This is a genomic window from Methylotenera sp., assembly GCF_029945535.1.
Taxonomy (GTDB): Bacteria; Pseudomonadota; Gammaproteobacteria; order Burkholderiales; family Methylophilaceae; genus Methylotenera.
In genome coordinates, this window is sequence record NZ_JAQSCU010000007.1 from 12,824 (window position 1) to 28,395 (window position 15,572).

Annotated in this window: 16 protein-coding genes; 12 read left to right on the forward strand and 4 right to left on the reverse strand. The window is 43.3% G+C overall.

Going from position 1 to position 15,572, the window contains the following annotated elements; genetic code table 11:
• Window positions 1-35: 35 nt before the first annotated feature.
• From pyrR to PSU72_RS02140, 5 genes are all read left to right on the forward strand, one after another.
• On the forward strand, window positions 36-593 hold the full coding sequence (pyrR, locus tag PSU72_RS02120; protein ID WP_300430195.1) for a bifunctional pyr operon transcriptional regulator/uracil phosphoribosyltransferase PyrR: 558 nt from the start codon (window positions 36-38) through the stop codon (window positions 591-593).
• Window positions 586-1,566, forward strand: coding sequence for an aspartate carbamoyltransferase catalytic subunit (locus PSU72_RS02125; RefSeq protein WP_300430197.1), 981 nt, complete (start codon window positions 586-588; stop codon window positions 1,564-1,566). Before pyrR ends, PSU72_RS02125 begins: the two co-directional genes overlap by 8 nt.
• Window positions 1,563-2,840: a dihydroorotase gene (locus PSU72_RS02130; RefSeq protein WP_300430199.1), complete on the forward strand. Its 1,278-nt coding sequence runs from the start codon at window positions 1,563-1,565 to the stop codon at window positions 2,838-2,840. Before PSU72_RS02125 ends, PSU72_RS02130 begins: the two co-directional genes overlap by 4 nt.
• Window positions 2,841-2,961: 121 nt before the next feature.
• Window positions 2,962-3,513 carry a hypothetical protein gene (locus tag PSU72_RS02135; protein ID WP_300430201.1) on the forward strand — a complete coding sequence of 184 codons (552 nt, stop codon included), beginning with the start codon at window positions 2,962-2,964 and terminating at the stop codon, window positions 3,511-3,513.
• A 71-nt stretch (window positions 3,514-3,584) separates the two neighbouring features.
• Complete coding sequence (locus PSU72_RS02140) at window positions 3,585-4,370, forward strand: OmpA family protein (RefSeq protein WP_300430203.1); 786 nt, start codon at window positions 3,585-3,587, stop codon at window positions 4,368-4,370.
• 96 nt (window positions 4,371-4,466) lie between these two features.
• Here the strand turns inward: PSU72_RS02140 and PSU72_RS02145 are convergent, their stop codons facing one another.
• Both PSU72_RS02145 and PSU72_RS02150 read right to left on the reverse strand, forming a co-directional pair.
• Window positions 4,467-5,603, reverse strand: coding sequence for a PilT/PilU family type 4a pilus ATPase (locus PSU72_RS02145; protein ID WP_300430205.1), 1,137 nt, complete (start codon window positions 5,601-5,603; stop codon window positions 4,467-4,469).
• Window positions 5,604-5,688: 85 nt separating this feature from the next.
• Window positions 5,689-6,732, reverse strand: a complete 1,044-nt coding sequence (locus PSU72_RS02150; protein WP_300382768.1) for a type IV pilus twitching motility protein PilT — start codon at window positions 6,730-6,732, stop codon at window positions 5,689-5,691.
• Window positions 6,733-6,875: 143 nt separating this feature from the next.
• On the opposite strand from PSU72_RS02150, the gene PSU72_RS02155 reads away from it, so the two are divergent.
• From PSU72_RS02155 to PSU72_RS02170, 4 genes are read left to right on the forward strand one after another with little or no spacing between them, the layout of a single operon-like run.
• Window positions 6,876-7,598 carry a YggS family pyridoxal phosphate-dependent enzyme gene (locus PSU72_RS02155; protein WP_300430207.1) on the forward strand — a complete coding sequence of 241 codons (723 nt, stop codon included), beginning with the start codon at window positions 6,876-6,878 and terminating at the stop codon, window positions 7,596-7,598.
• Between the two features lie 44 nt (window positions 7,599-7,642).
• Window positions 7,643-8,449, forward strand: coding sequence for a pyrroline-5-carboxylate reductase (proC, locus tag PSU72_RS02160; protein ID WP_300430209.1), 807 nt, complete (start codon window positions 7,643-7,645; stop codon window positions 8,447-8,449).
• Window positions 8,433-9,020: a YggT family protein gene (locus tag PSU72_RS02165; protein WP_300430211.1), complete on the forward strand. Its 588-nt coding sequence runs from the start codon at window positions 8,433-8,435 to the stop codon at window positions 9,018-9,020. Before proC ends, PSU72_RS02165 begins: the two co-directional genes overlap by 17 nt.
• A gap of 14 nt (window positions 9,021-9,034) precedes the next feature.
• The gene (locus PSU72_RS02170) at window positions 9,035-11,107 is read left to right on the forward strand and encodes a dynamin family protein (protein WP_300430213.1); all 2,073 of its coding nucleotides are present in this window, start codon (window positions 9,035-9,037) and stop codon (window positions 11,105-11,107) included.
• Window positions 11,108-11,160: 53 nt separating this feature from the next.
• On the opposite strand, the gene rng is transcribed toward PSU72_RS02170, so the two are convergent.
• Both rng and PSU72_RS02180 read right to left on the reverse strand, forming a co-directional pair.
• A complete protein-coding gene (gene rng / locus PSU72_RS02175) occupies window positions 11,161-12,612 on the reverse strand; it encodes a ribonuclease G (RefSeq protein WP_013147341.1) in 1,452 nt (483 codons plus the stop codon).
• A gap of 71 nt (window positions 12,613-12,683) precedes the next feature.
• Window positions 12,684-13,283, reverse strand: coding sequence for a Maf family protein (locus PSU72_RS02180; protein ID WP_300430215.1), 600 nt, complete (start codon window positions 13,281-13,283; stop codon window positions 12,684-12,686).
• A 181-nt stretch (window positions 13,284-13,464) separates the two neighbouring features.
• Here PSU72_RS02180 and PSU72_RS02185 point away from each other — a divergent pair, with 181 nt between their 5' ends.
• Genes PSU72_RS02185 through PSU72_RS02195 form a run of 3 tightly spaced genes read left to right on the forward strand, consistent with a single transcriptional unit; the run spans window position 13,465 to window position 15,557 of the window.
• Window positions 13,465-13,908, forward strand: a complete 444-nt coding sequence (locus PSU72_RS02185) for an NUDIX hydrolase (RefSeq protein ID WP_300430217.1) — start codon at window positions 13,465-13,467, stop codon at window positions 13,906-13,908.
• Window positions 13,909-13,935: 27 nt separating this feature from the next.
• The gene (gene mnmA / locus PSU72_RS02190; RefSeq protein WP_300430218.1) at window positions 13,936-15,045 is read left to right on the forward strand and encodes a tRNA 2-thiouridine(34) synthase MnmA; all 1,110 of its coding nucleotides are present in this window, start codon (window positions 13,936-13,938) and stop codon (window positions 15,043-15,045) included.
• Window positions 15,046-15,065: 20 nt separating this feature from the next.
• A complete protein-coding gene (locus PSU72_RS02195; protein ID WP_300430220.1) occupies window positions 15,066-15,557 on the forward strand; it encodes a DUF480 domain-containing protein in 492 nt (163 codons plus the stop codon).
• The last annotated feature ends 15 nt before the right edge of the window (window positions 15,558-15,572 follow it).

Consider the following 15,572-nt stretch of genomic DNA (forward strand, 5'->3'; position numbering starts at 1 on the left):
TCAATGTGAATGATGATTACAGGTAAAATACAGAAATGACGTCAAAAAACATCTCATTACCTAATGCTGAAGACCTGCTCAAAACGCTGGCTCAAAAAGTTCAGCCCTTGCTACAAGCCAATACAGCACTCGTCGGCATTCAAAGTGGCGGCGTTTGGTTAATGCAAAAGTTACTAGTTCTATTAGAAAAAGATATCGCCGCCAATGCTATTGAACATGGCACATTAGATGTGTCGTTTTATCGTGATGACTACGAAAAGCGCGGCTTAAAAGCTGAAAACCGCCCAAGTCAGATTCCATTTGATGTTGAAAATAAACACATTATCTTAATTGATGACGTTTTTTACACAGGCCGCACTACACGTGCTGCCATGAATGAGCTGTTTGATTACGGTCGACCTGCTAGCATTACTTTGGTTGCACTTGTAAACCGTGGCGGTCGTGAGTTGCCAATTGCACCGCAAATCACTGCTGCTGATCTTGCTTTAGATGCTAGTCAGAATTTGCAACTCATACAAAATCAAGATGGCACTTTAAGCCTTGAGCTTCAATCCTTGAACTTTGATCAAAGCCAGGTACACAAGCATGAATAACCCGCAACTAGATGCCGATGGTCGTTTACGACACTTGCTTTCTATTGAAGGCCTACCAAAAAGAATATTGAATCAAATACTGGATACCGCCGAATCATTTGTAGGCGTCGCCGAACGTGAAGTTAAAAAAGTACCGCTTCTACGCGGCAAAACGGTATGTAACTTGTTTTTTGAAAATAGCACCCGCACCCGCACCACCTTTGAAATCGCAGCTAAACGCCTTTCAGCCGACGTCATCAGCTTGAATGTGAACACCTCTTCGCAATCTAAAGGTGAAACCATTTTAGATACCGTAGACAACTTAATCGCCATGCACGCCGATATGTTTGTGGTGCGCCATTCGCAATCTGGCGCGGCTCATTTTATTGCTAAGCATGTACCTGACCATATTCACGTGATTAACGCTGGCGATGGCCGCCATTCACATCCAACGCAAGGTTTGCTGGATATGTTTACCATACGTAAATACAAGCCTGACTTGCACAATCTTCGTGTGGCGATAGTTGGTGATGTGCTGCATTCGCGTGTGGCACGCTCTGAGATTCACGCTTTGACAACATTAGGTGTACCAGAAGTGCGTGTCATTGCCCCAAAAACGCTGCTCCCAACGCAAGTAGAAAAGTTAGGTGTTCATGTGTTTCATGACATGAAAGCAGGATTAAAAGATGTAGACGTCGTGATGATGTTGCGCTTACAAAACGAGCGTATGAATGGTGCGATGCTACCCAGCGCACAAGAATATTTTAAAACCTATGGCCTCACTCAAGACAAATTAAACCTCGCTAAACCAGATGCTATCGTACTGCACCCGGGACCAATGAACCGTGGTGTAGAAATTGATTCTAGCGTGGCGGATGGTAGCCAATCTGTCATTTTGCCGCAAGTCACTTACGGTATCGCCGTGCGTATGGCGGTAATGGCAATGTTGGCAGGCGGGCAAAATTCTGGCAGCCAAGTGGGGAGCCAAGCATGAAAATTCAAATCAAAAATGGTCATGTCATAGACCCTAAAAACAACATTGATAGTCAGCTAGACGTATTCATTGCTGCGGGCAAAATAGTCGCGTTAGGCAAAGCACCTGAGGGCTTTATCGCTAGTCAAACCATCGATGCAAGCAATTTAATCGTGTGCCCTGGCTTGGTTGATTTATCTGCAAGATTACGTGAACCGGGTGATGAATATAAGGCTACGCTGATTAGCGAACTACAAGCCGCAGTGGCTGGCGGCGTTACTAGCCTCGCATGCCCGCCTGACACTGACCCCGTGCTAGATGAACCAGGTTTAGTAGAAATGCTCAAGCATCGCGCTAAACAGCTTAATCTTGCGCATGTTTATCCGCTAGGCGCGCTTACACGCCAGCTGCAAGGCAAAGTGCTTTCAGAAATGGGCGAACTGCGTGAAGCGGGTTGTGTTGGCTTCTCACAAGCCAATATTGCAATTACCGATACGCAAGTGCTTTGGCGCGCAATGGAATATGCAGCGACTTTTGGATTTACTTTATTTCTGCACGCTGAAGAGCCATTCTTAGCCAAAGACGGCGTCGCGCATGATGGCGAAGTCGCTAGTCGATTAGGTTTAAAAGGCATTCCAAGCGCCGCAGAAGCGCTAGCACTTGCCAGCATATTACGTATTGCTAAAGAAACAGGTGCACGCATTCATATCAGTCGCTTATCGACAGCTGAAGGCGTGGACATGATACGTGAGGCTAAAAAGCATGGCGTGAATATCACCTGCGACGTCAGCGCTAACCATTTACATCTGACCGAACATGATATTGGCTTTTTTGATGCTAATTGCCACCTAAAACCACCACTTAGAACGCAACGTGATAAAGACGCTCTAAGCGCAGGTCTAAAAGACGGCACGATAGATGCTATTTGCTCAGACCACACCCCTGTAGATGACGATGCTAAATTAGCGCCCTTTGCAGAAGCTGAGGTTGGCGCAACGGGCTTAGAGCTATTGCTAGCACTTACCCTCAAGTGGGCTAATCAGGAAAAAACAAGTTTGGCTAAAGCAATAGCGCTTATCAGCCAGTCTTCAGCAAAAATACTAGGTATTGCCGCAGGTGACTTAAGCGTGAATGCTAACGCGGACATTTGCATCTTTGATGCGAATGAATACTGGAAAATTGTACCGAGCGCACTCAAAAGCCAAGGTAAAAATACGCCATTTAACGGCCTAGAAATCGCAGGGAAAGTTAAAACTACCTTGATTAACGGACAAGTCGTGTATCAATCAGAGTAAATTATTGTTAGGTTTGCAGCTAAGCCATTGACGGAAGAGGATTACAAGCGTTCAATGTCATGATTCCTTAATCAAGTGAGTGTATTTTTACAACTGTTAATAGCAACTTAGGAGCGTAATTATGTTTTCATGCTGTTTTTGGTGGTTTTTGCTAGGTGCACTCGTTGGCTGGTTACTCAATTGGTTGTTATGTCGTTTCCTAGCTTGCCGCGGCAGTAAGTGTTGCAATAAACTATCAAGTTGCGGCGACAACACGCCAAATACGTTATTAGACACGAAGCCTGCTGAAACGTCACCAGCAGCACCTGCTCCTAAGGCAGAAACCCCAAAAACTAAAGCACCACAAGCTGTCGCTACTCAAGCACCTAAAGCTTTTGTAGTCGATGCCGCCGCAGCGAAAGCTGCCGGATTCAAGCTAAAAGGCCCTAATGACCTCACCGTAGTAGAAGGCATCGGTCCAAAAATCAACGAGCTATTCAACAATGCAGGTGTAAATACGTTTGCGGAATTAGCACAACAAACCGTGCCGCAGATGCAAAAAGTATTGGATGACGCAGGTGCTCGCTATAAATTAGCCAAACCTGGCACATGGGCACAACAAGCCGCATTAGCTGCCGAAAATAAATGGGCTGAACTTAAAGCGCTACAAGAAAAATTGACTGGCGGCGTTTAAACAAACTTTAAACTACAGGTGTTTTTAGCCTGCCGTTCTTGATAGTTTTATCGCATAAGGAGCGTTAGCCCATGATGAATTCAACACCTCATGTCCACAAAAGCAGTTGTTGCGCTAGCCATACCTTCTGGACTTGGTTATTAGCCGCATTATTGGCAATCTACTTATACTGGCATTGGCAACACGGCCATGGTCCTGCACATGCAGCAGAGTGCTGTACTGCCACGAGCAGTAACGCTACTCCCATAGTAGAAAGTGCCGCCTTCAACTTTACAGCGAGCAACGCACACGGCTATAACGCCTCCGGCGATGCTAGCAACGTAGCATGGGCAGCAAAATCCGATGCATTAAGCACCTGGTTTAAAGGTGGTGCCGATTGGGTGATTACTGGTGACGCAGCCAAAGTCACATTAACGGGTAACGTTGATAGTGAAGACATCAAAAAAGCCAAAGGTGCTGAAGCACAGGCTTTTTTCGGTACTGATGTCACTGTTGATAACCAGTTAACGGTAAAGGTGCCTGAAACCTTACATACAGCCACAGAAACACCAACAGCCAAGCTTTACTTTGATACAGGAAAAACCACATTACCTAATGATGCCAGTCAAACGCTTGCCGCCACAATAAAATGGCTAAAAGCTAATAGCAGTATGAAGGCGGTGATTTCTGGCTATAGTGATCCACGAGGCGATTTAGCTAAAAATGAAGAACTCTCGAAGAGTCGTGCAAAAGCCGTACGTGAGATGCTAGAAGATGCAGGTATCGATGAAGATAGAATTGAAATGCGCAAACCTGAAATAGTAGAAAGCGGCGGAGATCTAGCTGAGGCAAGGCGTGTTGAGGTTTCTATAGAATAGCCTAGAACTTACATAGGCGTTAACTCAAGTAAAAAAGCCGATGAATTCATCGGCTTTTTTACTTTTTACATACAACTTCTAGAAAGTCTTGGAAAGCTAAACTATTCCAAGACTATCAAGCCCCTGCGATAAATCTTTTCCGTGCGAAGCTTTGCCATCCAACTTAATTTTCAGTCGAATATCATTCACCGAATCAGCGTTGCGTAAGGTATCTTCATATGTAATCACATCTGCCTCATGCAAATCAAACAATGCTTGGTCAAAGGTTTGCATACCCAACTCGCGTGATTTGGCAATAATGGATTTAATTTCATGCACATCACCTTTAAAAATTAAATCTGAAATTAACGGTGAGTTCAACATCACCTCCATCGCAGCAGCACGGCCTTTGCCCTCTTTTTTAGGGATTAATCGTTGTGAAATAAAAGCACGCGTATTTAATGATAAATCCATCAGCAACTGATGACGACGCTCTTCAGGGAAGAAGTTGATAATACGATCCAAAGCCTGATTGGTACTATTCGCATGCAGTGTTGCCATGCACAAGTGACCCGTTTCAGCAAAGGCAATCGCATAATCCATTGTTTCACGGTCACGAATCTCACCAATCAAAATCACATCTGGCGCTTGGCGTAAGGTATTCTTGAGTGCGATGTGCCAGTTATCGGTATCCACACCAATTTCGCGCTGAGTGACTATACAGTTGATATGTTCATGCACAAATTCCACAGGATCTTCAATGGTGATGATATGACCGTAGCTATTTTTATTACGATACCCAACCATTGCCGCTAAAGAAGTCGACTTACCCGAACCAGTACCGCCAACAAAAATCACCAAACCACGTTTGGTCATGGCAATATCTTTCAATACCTCAGGTAGACCTAAATCTTCAAACTCAGGAATTTTTGTAGTAATCGTTCTAAATACCAAGCCCACAGAACCGCGCTGTACGAAAGCATTCACACGAAAACGCGCTACACTTGGAATACCAATAGCAAAATTACACTCATTAGTCGCATCAAACTCAGAGGTTTGTTTGTCATTCATAATAGAGCGTGAAATTTCACGTGCTTGCTGTGCTGATAGCACTTGGCTACTCACTGGTGTTAGTTTGCCATCTATTTTCATAGCTGGCGGAAACCCAGCTGTGATAAATAAATCTGATGCATTCTTTGCAAGCATCAACCGCAATAAATCAAATACAAACTTCTCTGCCTGACCTTTTTCCATTATTGACCTTTACTGACTTCTAAGACTTAACTTATGCCCAAGTGGTTAATTCTAAATAAATTAATTGCATATAAATTAACTGCAATCAACCCATGATGGAATCTTTATTCGCGGCTTTTGAGCGTGCTTCATTGGCAGACACCACATTACGTTTTACTAAATCTTGTAGGTTCTGATCCAATGTTTGCATACCCACATTTTGACCGGTCTGAATAGCTGAGTACATTTGTGGGATCTTAGCCTCGCGAATCAAGTTACGAATCGCAGGTGTACCAATCATGATTTCATGCGCAGCAACGCGCCCTTGCTCATCTTTAGTTTTTAATAAAGTCTGCGAAATAACGGCACGTAAAGACTCTGACAACATTGAACGCACCATTTCTTTTTCAGCGGCAGGGAAAACGTCAATAATACGGTCAATGGTTTTAGCGGCTGAACTTGTATGCAACGTACCGAACACCATATGGCCTGTTTCCGCCGCAGTCAGTGCCAAACGTATCGTCTCTAGGTCGCGCATTTCACCGACTAGAATCACATCAGGATCCTCACGCAAGGCTGAGCGTAAAGCATTGTTAAATGACAAAGTATGTGGTCCAACTTCACGCTGGTTGATTAAACACTTCTTAGAGGTATGCACAAACTCAATCGGGTCTTCTACCGTCAAAATATGACCGAATTCTTTGTCATTAATGTAATCAATCATCGCGGCCAACGTGGTGGATTTACCCGAGCCTGTTGGCCCAGTCACCAAGCAAAGTCCGCGTGGCGTGTCAGCAATATCTTTAAAAATGGCAGGACAATTAAGCTCTTCCAATGTCAATATTTTAGATGGAATGGTACGAAATACTGCACCAGAACCGCGCTGATGGTTAAAAGCATTAACCCGAAAACGTGCCAAATTGGGAATTTCAAACGAAAAGTCACATTCCAAAGTCTCTTCATACACTTTACGCTGACCATCGCTCATGATGTCGTACACCATGTCATGCACTGCGGTATGATCTAAAGCCGGCACATTAATCTTACGAATATCGCCATGCACACGAATCATCGGCGGCAATCCTGCTGAAAGATGCAAATCTGATGCTTTATTTTTAACTGAGAATGCGAGTAAATCTGAAATATCCACAACGTGCTCCTGTTATAATTTTATTGTAGCTGTAATTTTTTAGCGCAATTTTCGACACTTAAAACACGTAGAAAACCCGCATTTTAAAAATCGGCCTTTAACAACAGGCTCATTATTTTGTGTAAATTTAGGCTTAGTGAATTATGACCACAATTGGCAATCGCTTGCAAGATATTCTAGCAATAATTCACTCAACCATATCCGCCAGTCAATATAGGTCTACGAGTCAATCAGTGCAACTATTGGCAGTAAGTAAGGCTCAAACATCGCAGGCAATACGTGAAGCGTACTTGGCGGGTCAAACCATGTTTGGCGAGAACTATCTACAAGAAGCGCTAGACAAACAGGTTCAACTCAACGATTTAGCCATTGAGTGGCACTTTATAGGGCCTATTCAAAGCAATAAAACACAACTGATTGCCCAAAACTTTGCTTGGGTTCATAGTGTAGATAGACTTAAAATCGCCCAACGGTTGAATGATGCAAGGCCAGCTAACCTTGCGCCATTGCAAGTATGCATACAAGTGAATACGAGCAATGAAGTGAGTAAGAGTGGTGTGTCTACAATTGAATTAGAGGCGCTTGCTGCGGCGATTATGAAAATGCCACGTTTAAAGTTGCGAGGCTTGATGTCCATCCCAGAACCAAGCAAGGATTATAATCAACAGCGTAGTCAATTCAAACAAGTACGAGAATGCTATGATGCATTGTTGGCTCAAGGCTTTGCTGTAGATACATTGTCTATCGGCATGTCTGATGACTACCAAGCGGCAATTGAAGAAGGCTCAACCATTGTTAGAATTGGCTCAGCTTTATTTGGTGCTAGAGCATATGGCAATAAACCACCTGCACCTGAAGTTACGTAATTGAACAATAAAATTAAAACAATACATTTAGGATTAATAAAAGAATGAAAATTGGCTTTGTTGGTGGCGGGAATATGGCTAAAGCCATTATTGGTGGCTTGAAAAATAATGATTTTGATACGACTGCAATCACAGTATTAGAGCTTGATGCGCAAAAACGCACAGAGCTAAGCACTGCGTTTAATGTACGAACAAGTGACAACTATGACGAGATTCGCAACAGTGACATCATTGTTTTGGCAGTTAAACCGCAGCAATTACGCGAGGTATGCCTTCAAGTCACGCCAATATTAGGTACTCAACTTATTATTTCAATCGCCGCTGGTATTAGAAGTGCTGACATTTCACGCTGGCTGAATCATTATCAGGCCATCGTACGCGTCATGCCAAATACGCCAGCACAAATACAGGCTGGTGTTTCTGCTTTATACGCACTTGCAGGCGTCAAACAGCAGCAACGTGAGCAAGCCACAACAATACTCGATGCCGTGGGTAAAACACTTTGGCTAGATGATGAATCAAAGATGGACGCAGTCACGGCAATCTCTGGCAGTGGTCCAGCTTATGTGTTTTATCTTATCGAAGCCCTGCAGGAAGCGGGAATTGGCCTAGGACTACAACCTGAGGAGGCGCAGATGTTGGCTTTACAAACCTTTGCGGGCGCGGGTTTACTTGCCGCACAAAGTACGACAGACATCAAAACTTTACGCGCTCAAGTGACGTCCAAAGGTGGCACGACGGAACAAGGCATACTCGCATTAGAAAATGCTAACATTAAGAATATTATGCTACTTGCCGCAAAAGCCGCTGCTGATAAATCACGTACTTTAGGGGATGACCTTGCTAAGTAACGCACTTTTATTCCTAATTAAAACGGTGTTGGATTTGCTGACACTGGTATTTTTACTGCGCTTTTACTTTCAATTACTCAAAGTACCCTTTCAAAACCAAGCCGCACAAATGGTGGTTTCACTGACCAACTTTGCAGTAAAGCCCGTACGCAAGATCATCCCAAGCTTGGGTAAGCTAGATGTATCCACACTGCTGCTTGGTTATTTCTGCCAACTACTCCTCACTGTAGGCACGCTATGGCTCAGTGATTACCCGTTACTCATTGTTGGCAGTGGCATTTGGTTAAAAATTTTCGCCATTGCATTTCTTGGCACCATAAGCATCAGCATCGCGATTTTCTTATATGCAGTGTTAATACAAGCGGTATTAAGCTGGGTGAATCCTTACACGCCGATTGCACCGGTTTTAAATAAATTAACCAACCCAATCTTGAGTTTTTTCAGAAAATTCATCCCAGCGGCTGGTAATATAGACTTAACGCCGCTAGTTTTCATTATCACGGCACAGTTATTGCTATTGACTATATTGGTTCCTTTGGAAAACAACTTGTTTAAATCAATAATAAGTTAATATTAGACGACATTATGAACATGCAACCTACCGAAAAATTATCCGATCAGCCAGGTCTTGTGACCTCTAGCTTAAGTACAAAAATCACTGAATATAGTGAATGGCGTACCAGCCTGATTGCCACTATCGACGAGTATATCGACTGGTTAGGACATACAGAATCATTAGATGCAATACAGGAACTAAGGCTTTACGACATCAAAGAAATCTTGAAAAAAGACCAATTGGTGATGGCGTTCTTAGCGGAATTTTCGCGCGGTAAAACTGAAACAATTAATGCGCTGTTCTTTTCAGACTTTAATCAACGCTTACTCCCAAGCGCACCTGGCAGAACAACCATGTGTCCGACTGAGATATTTTGGGATGCTCGTGAAGAGCCTTGCATTAAATTGCTACCAATTGAGACCAGACAAACTGACGACTCACTGACTTATCTAAAAACCACATCAGATATTTGGCATAAGATTCGTCTAGATGTCACTTCACCAGACTCGATGAAAGAGGCACTAAAAGCTTTAATCCAGAAAAGAGAAGTTAATTTAGAAACCGCTAAGTCACTTGGTTTTTGGAATGAAGATGACCCAAGCATGCGTCGATTGCTTGCTGAAAAAGGTACCGTAGAAATTCCAGTATGGCGTCACGCTCTGATTAACTACCCTCACCCATTGCTTAGAAATGGCTTAGCGGTGATTGACACCCCAGGTCTTAACACCATGGGTGCAGAACCAGAGTTAACGCTGAGCATTATCCCAAATGCGCACGCGGTGTTATTCTTAACGGCGACAGACACAGGCATTACTAAGTCTGACATGCAAATTTGGACAGAGTATGTTCAAAAACGCGCTGCGCACAAATTGGTTGTATTGAATAAAATCGACATCCTTTGGGATGGCCTTGAATCTGAAGCGGAAGTTGATGCACTCATACAAAAGCAAATACAAAATACTGCTCGTGAATTAGGTTTAGATTCACGCAATATTTTTGCGATGTCTGCGCAAAAAGCTTTGGTCGCCAAAATTAGAAAAGATGCAGCATTACTAAAACGCAGCGGTATTGGTACTTTGGAAGATGCACTTGCCAATCAACTTATTGAGTCTAAGCATGAAATTTTAGGTCGTGCAGTGGTGACTGAATGTTCAAATATGATACGTTCATCCCGCAAAGTCGCTCAAATGCGCGTAACAACCATGAAAAGCCAGCTTGCTGACTTGAAAGAAATTCAAAGCCAAAATCGTGATTCGTCCAAAGAAATTCTGGCAAATGTAGTGGCTGAGCGCAAACGTTATGAAGCCTCAGTGCTGACGTTCAATCAAGGTAGCGAAAAAATTAAACGTCTAAGTGACAAGCTTTTACGCCACCTTAGCCTTGGTTATCTAGATACTACACTGGAGCAAACCAAGCAAGATATGGGTGATAGCTGGACGACTGTTGGTTTAAATAAAGGCATACGAAGCCTAACCAAGCTAGCAATTAACTTAGCTGAAGAAATTAAATATGAAGGCAACACTATTAAAAAGCATGCGGATGATTTGTATCACTTATTTTGGAGCAAGCATGGCTTTGAAAAAACTGAGGCAATAGAACTCGATATGAGTAGCTTTATCAGCAATATGCAATCTCTAGAAAAAATTACCAATGATTTTTGTACCGATCCCGTCAATGTATTAACGGAAAAACACTTTTTGATTCGTAAATTTTATTTAGGGCTAGGTGCGCAAATTCAAGCGAATTTTGAACAAGCACATTTAGAGTGTAGTCGTTGGCTAAATGTGGTGATTGGCGAACTTAAAACACAAATTAGCTCACACAAGAAATCACTGGATAAACGCGCTGAATCTTTAATGGAGTCTCACAACAGTGCAGATAAGCTCATTAAGAATTTAGAATTGACCGAAAAAGAATTTTCTAAGCTTCTGCAGCAATCCAATCAGCTAGATGCGATTTTGTTGAAGCTAATGAGATGCGCTAAGTTTGATGCGTCTAAGCCGAGTCCAGCTAGCCTCAACTCTCCTAACTTGGAGACAAATGGCTTTACCAAGCCGCCTCTTCTTGCTGACGCACCACATATAGGCCGCAGCTTAAACTAAGTAATACTTTAGGTAATTCACTCGCTACGCGTGTGAATTACCGTCTTGAAATACTACATCAAAATAATATCGAATGACTCTTGGTTACAACTAGGCTCTACCAACAACGAGATTGGTTTGCCGATAAAGTCAGATAAATTCGCTAAACTTTGTGACTCTTCATCGAGCAACATATCAATCACTTTTGGCGCAGCTAATACACGCAATTCACGTGCGTTAAATTGACGCGCTTCGCGTAATAATTCACGTAATATTTCATAACAGACTGTTTGAGCAGTTTTCAACTCACCGCGCCCCTGACAGGCTGAGCAAGGCTCGCACAAGATGTGCGCCAAACTCTCACGCGTGCGTTTACGCGTCATTTCAACTAAGCCCAGCGGCGTAAAGCCGTTCACACCAGTACGCGAACGATCTAGCGCAACTGCTTTTTGTAACTCGCCTAACACAGCAGCGCGTTGCGTATCTTCATCCATGTCGATAAAATCGATAATGATAATGCCGCCCAAGTTTCTAAGGCGTAATTGGCGAGCAATACATTGCGCCGCTTCTAGGTTGGTTTTAAATATCGTGTCTGATAGATTTTTGCCACTGACAAAGCTGCCAGTATTCACATCTACCGTGGTTAAAGCTTCAGTTTGGTCAAAAATCAAATAGCCGCCAGACTTGAGCTCCACCTTACGCGACATGGCATGTTCGATTTCTTTTTCTATGCTGTACAAGTCAAATAATGGACGCTCGCCAGAATAATGCACGAGTTTATCTAGTGCAGTAATCGCGTATAAATTGGCAAATTCAACCAGCTTTTGATACGTTTCACTGGAGTCAATACGCACGGCTTGTGTGTCAGCACAAATCACGTCGCGCAACACGCGCATAGGTAAATTCAAATCCTGAAAAACCAATGAGCGGTCTGACGCTGTTTTATGTTTGGCGGAAATATGCGCCCAAGTTTTAGTCAGGTAATCCACATCAGCCAACAACTCAGCATCAGTCGCCGTTTCAGACATGGTTCTAATAATATAGCCGCCCACCCTGTCTTCAGGTAGCAGGCCAACTAAACGCGCTCTTAGTTGCTCACGCTCCGCTTCATTCTCAATACGCTGCGACACGCCTATATGATCTTGCTGGGGCAGATACACTAAAAAGCGTCCAGCAATACTAATTTGAGTGGTCAGTCGTGCGCCTTTGGTGCCAATCGGCTCTTTAATCACCTGCACCATAATAGATTGACCTTCATGCAGTACAGCCTGAATTGGCAACTGCGAATCAGATTGCCCGCATTCAAATATATCGCCAGCATGTAAAAAAGCCGCTCGCTGTAAGCCTATTTCCACAAAAGCTGACTGCATACCAGGTAAAACGCGACAAACCACGCCACGATAAACATTGCCGACCAGCCCCAATGAAGTGCTACGCTCAATTTGCAGCTCTTGCACCACCCCATTCTCCATCATGGCAATACGCGTTTCTTGGGGTGTTACGTTAATTAGTATCTCTTCACTCAATTTTTATTCTCTTTTAACTTTTATCTAAATCTAATTTTCTTGTATTTAACTTTGAGTATTCAGCTATTTATTCACAAAACAGCTAAGTTAGCTTTTCTCAGCAACTCTGCCGTTTCAAAAACAGGCAAGCCCATCACACCCGAATAACTACCTTCAATGCGCTTAATCCATGCGCCAGCCTTACCTTGGATGCCATAACTACCGGCTTTATCTCTCGGCTCACCTGACGTAATATACAGCTCAATTTGTTCCTCGGTCAGCGTCATCATTTCAACCACTGTAGTAGACAAGACAACTTCAATTTGGTTGTTGAAGGCCAGAGCAACAGCAGTATGCACCTCATGCAGACTACCTGATAAAGCAATCAACATATTGCGTGCATCAATATCATCATCGGGTTTACCGAGCACGACGCCATCTAGTACCACCGTGGTATCTGCCGCCAAAACAGGATGAATTTTTTGCTCTACCGTTAAATGCTGCAAACAAGCTTGTGCCTTTTCTCGCGCCAATCTCGTGACATATTTTTCAGGCGTCTCGCCAACGAGTTGTGTTTCATCAATATCTGCAGGTAAGGACTCGCATATCACACCAAGCTGGTTGAGCAGTTCCACACGACGTGGGCTGCGTGAAGCAAGATAAACAAATGGCAATGACTCAGGATTTTGCATACTCAACTTCTCTTATTCAATACATTTATATCTAGATCTGCTTTTTTAACATAAGCACTCTAGATTCACTACATAAAATTGACTACACAGATATTAACAAAGCTTTGGCTGAAAATGCTTTATTTATTCACAGTTAGTCAGTTCAGGTTAAAATAGTGAAAATTTATTGAAAAGCTCAACCATGCAATGGAAGCCACACGCCACCGTCGCGGCGATCGTAGAAGATAACGGACGATTCTTACTTGTTGAAGAGGAAACCGATCGCGGCAACCGCTTTAATCAGCCCGCTGGTCACTTGGAAGATAACGAAAGCTTAATTGAAGCCGTTATTCGCGAAATGCTAGAAGAAACTGCTTATGCCTTTAAGCCTGAGGCTTTATTGGGCATTTATCATTGGAAGCATGAACATAACGACACCACTTATTTGCGCTTTGCCTACATCGGCTCGGTAAGTAATCATCAGCCAGAGCTAGCACTAGACGAAGGCATTATTCGCGCCGTGTGGATGACGGCAGATGAGATTCGCAGCAATGCTAATTTAATGCGCAGTGCGCAAGTCATTACGTGTATTGAAGATTACTTAAGTGGACAAAAATTTCCGCTTTCAGTTGTAACGCACTTATAAAACCCTAGCTTATTAAAACCCAAGTCTATGAACCTAAATAAATCAAGCAAGAAACATGTTGTGGTCGGCCTTTCTGGCGGCGTTGACTCGTCTGTGACGGCCTTGCTGCTAAAACAACAAGGCTATGAAGTTACTGGCCTTTTCATGAAAAACTGGGAAGATGATGACACGGATGAATACTGCTCAAGCAAGCAAGATTTGATTGATGCCGTTTCTGTTGCCGATAAAATCGGTATCGATATTGAAGCCGTGAACTTCAGCAAAGAATATAAAGACCGCGTGTTTGATAATTTTTTAAGCGAATACAAAGCTGGGCGAACGCCTAACCCGGATATTTTGTGTAATGCAGAAATTAAATTCAAAGCATTTTTAGACCATGCCATAGGCTTGGGCGCAGATGTCATCGCTACAGGCCATTATGCCCAAGTACGTGAAAATCCGCTTAAACCCGGCTTATTTCAATTAATGAAAGCTGATGATGGCAGCAAAGATCAAAGCTATTTTTTACACCGCTTAAATCAAGCACAGTTGAGTAAAACCCTATTTCCACTTGGGCAAATGCTCAAACGTGAAGTACGTGAAATCGCACGTGGTGCTGGGTTAATCAATGCGGAGAAAAAAGACTCTACAGGCATTTGCTTTATTGGCGAGCGGCCTTTTCAAGAATTTTTAAGCAAATATTTACCGCGTGAGCCGGGTGAAATTAAAACCCCAGAAGGCAAAAGCGTGGGCAAACATGAAGGTTTGATGTATTACACTTTAGGTCAGCGCCAAGGTTTAAAAATCGGCGGAAGCCGCGAAAGCAACGGCGAGCCATGGTTTGTTGCAGCCAAAGACATGGATAAAAACGAGTTAACAGTCGTGCAAGGCCATCAACACCCATTGCTGCTTAACGATGGCTTAAAAGCAAGCCAACTCACTTGGATAGATGATGAAGAACCCATCACCAACTGGGTTTATGCAGCAAAAACACGTTATCGCCAACCTGATGCGCCATGTGAAATTGACCGCTTAACTAAAGACGAGGTCGAGATTAAATTTGGTCAAAAACAATGGGCAATTACGCCAGGTCAATCTGCCGTGGTTTATGAGAGCAATGTTTGCCTAGGCGGTGGCATTATCACCACCGCAATTTAAGTAGAAAATGACCCAGAAAAATGGCTGAACTTTTCACTTTATTAGAAACTCGCGTACTAGGTGCTTTAATTGAGAAATCAATTACTGTGCCCGATTCTTACCCACTTACACTCAACTCGCTATTAGCCGCGTGCGTCCAAAAAACCAGCCGTGAGCCTGTGATTGAAACCAATATTGTTGATATTCAAGCCACTCTTGATACGCTAAGAAAACGCTCGCTCATTTTAGAAACACATAGCGGACGCACTGCTCATTATGCCCACAATGCAGGACGCGTATTTAGAGTAGATGACGCTGGTGTAGCGTTGCTAGCCGTGCTCATGTTACGCGGCCCACAAACCATAGGTGAGTTACGCATCAATACCGAGCGTCTGCATAAGTTTTCTAGCACCTCTGAAGTGGAAACCAAATTAATCGAACTCAGTGAGCGGGACGAAGCGGCTGGACGTATTGAAAGACTCACACATTTACTACCCAATATAGTCACTCCATCCTGTTTTCAGCGATACTAATCACAACTGGCAGGT

Excerpts from the sequence above, each read along its gene's own strand:
- pyrR (WP_300430195.1), top strand. The coding sequence starts at position 36 with ATGACGTCAAAAAACATCTCATTACCTAATGCTGAAGACCTGCTCAAA.
- PSU72_RS02125 (WP_300430197.1), top strand. The coding sequence starts at position 586 with ATGAATAACCCGCAACTAGATGCCGATGGTCGTTTACGACACTTGCTT.
- PSU72_RS02130 (WP_300430199.1), top strand. The coding sequence starts at position 1,563 with ATGAAAATTCAAATCAAAAATGGTCATGTCATAGACCCTAAAAACAAC.
- PSU72_RS02135 (WP_300430201.1), top strand. The coding sequence starts at position 2,962 with ATGTTTTCATGCTGTTTTTGGTGGTTTTTGCTAGGTGCACTCGTTGGC.
- PSU72_RS02140 (WP_300430203.1), top strand. The coding sequence starts at position 3,585 with ATGATGAATTCAACACCTCATGTCCACAAAAGCAGTTGTTGCGCTAGC.
- PSU72_RS02145 (WP_300430205.1), bottom strand. The coding sequence starts at position 5,603 with ATGGAAAAAGGTCAGGCAGAGAAGTTTGTATTTGATTTATTGCGGTTG.
- PSU72_RS02155 (WP_300430207.1), top strand. The coding sequence starts at position 6,876 with ATGACCACAATTGGCAATCGCTTGCAAGATATTCTAGCAATAATTCAC.
- proC (WP_300430209.1), top strand. The coding sequence starts at position 7,643 with ATGAAAATTGGCTTTGTTGGTGGCGGGAATATGGCTAAAGCCATTATT.
- PSU72_RS02165 (WP_300430211.1), top strand. The coding sequence starts at position 8,433 with ATGACCTTGCTAAGTAACGCACTTTTATTCCTAATTAAAACGGTGTTG.
- PSU72_RS02170 (WP_300430213.1), top strand. The coding sequence starts at position 9,035 with ATGAACATGCAACCTACCGAAAAATTATCCGATCAGCCAGGTCTTGTG.
- PSU72_RS02180 (WP_300430215.1), bottom strand. The coding sequence starts at position 13,283 with ATGCAAAATCCTGAGTCATTGCCATTTGTTTATCTTGCTTCACGCAGC.
- PSU72_RS02185 (WP_300430217.1), top strand. The coding sequence starts at position 13,465 with ATGCAATGGAAGCCACACGCCACCGTCGCGGCGATCGTAGAAGATAAC.
- mnmA (WP_300430218.1), top strand. The coding sequence starts at position 13,936 with ATGAACCTAAATAAATCAAGCAAGAAACATGTTGTGGTCGGCCTTTCT.
- PSU72_RS02195 (WP_300430220.1), top strand. The coding sequence starts at position 15,066 with ATGGCTGAACTTTTCACTTTATTAGAAACTCGCGTACTAGGTGCTTTA.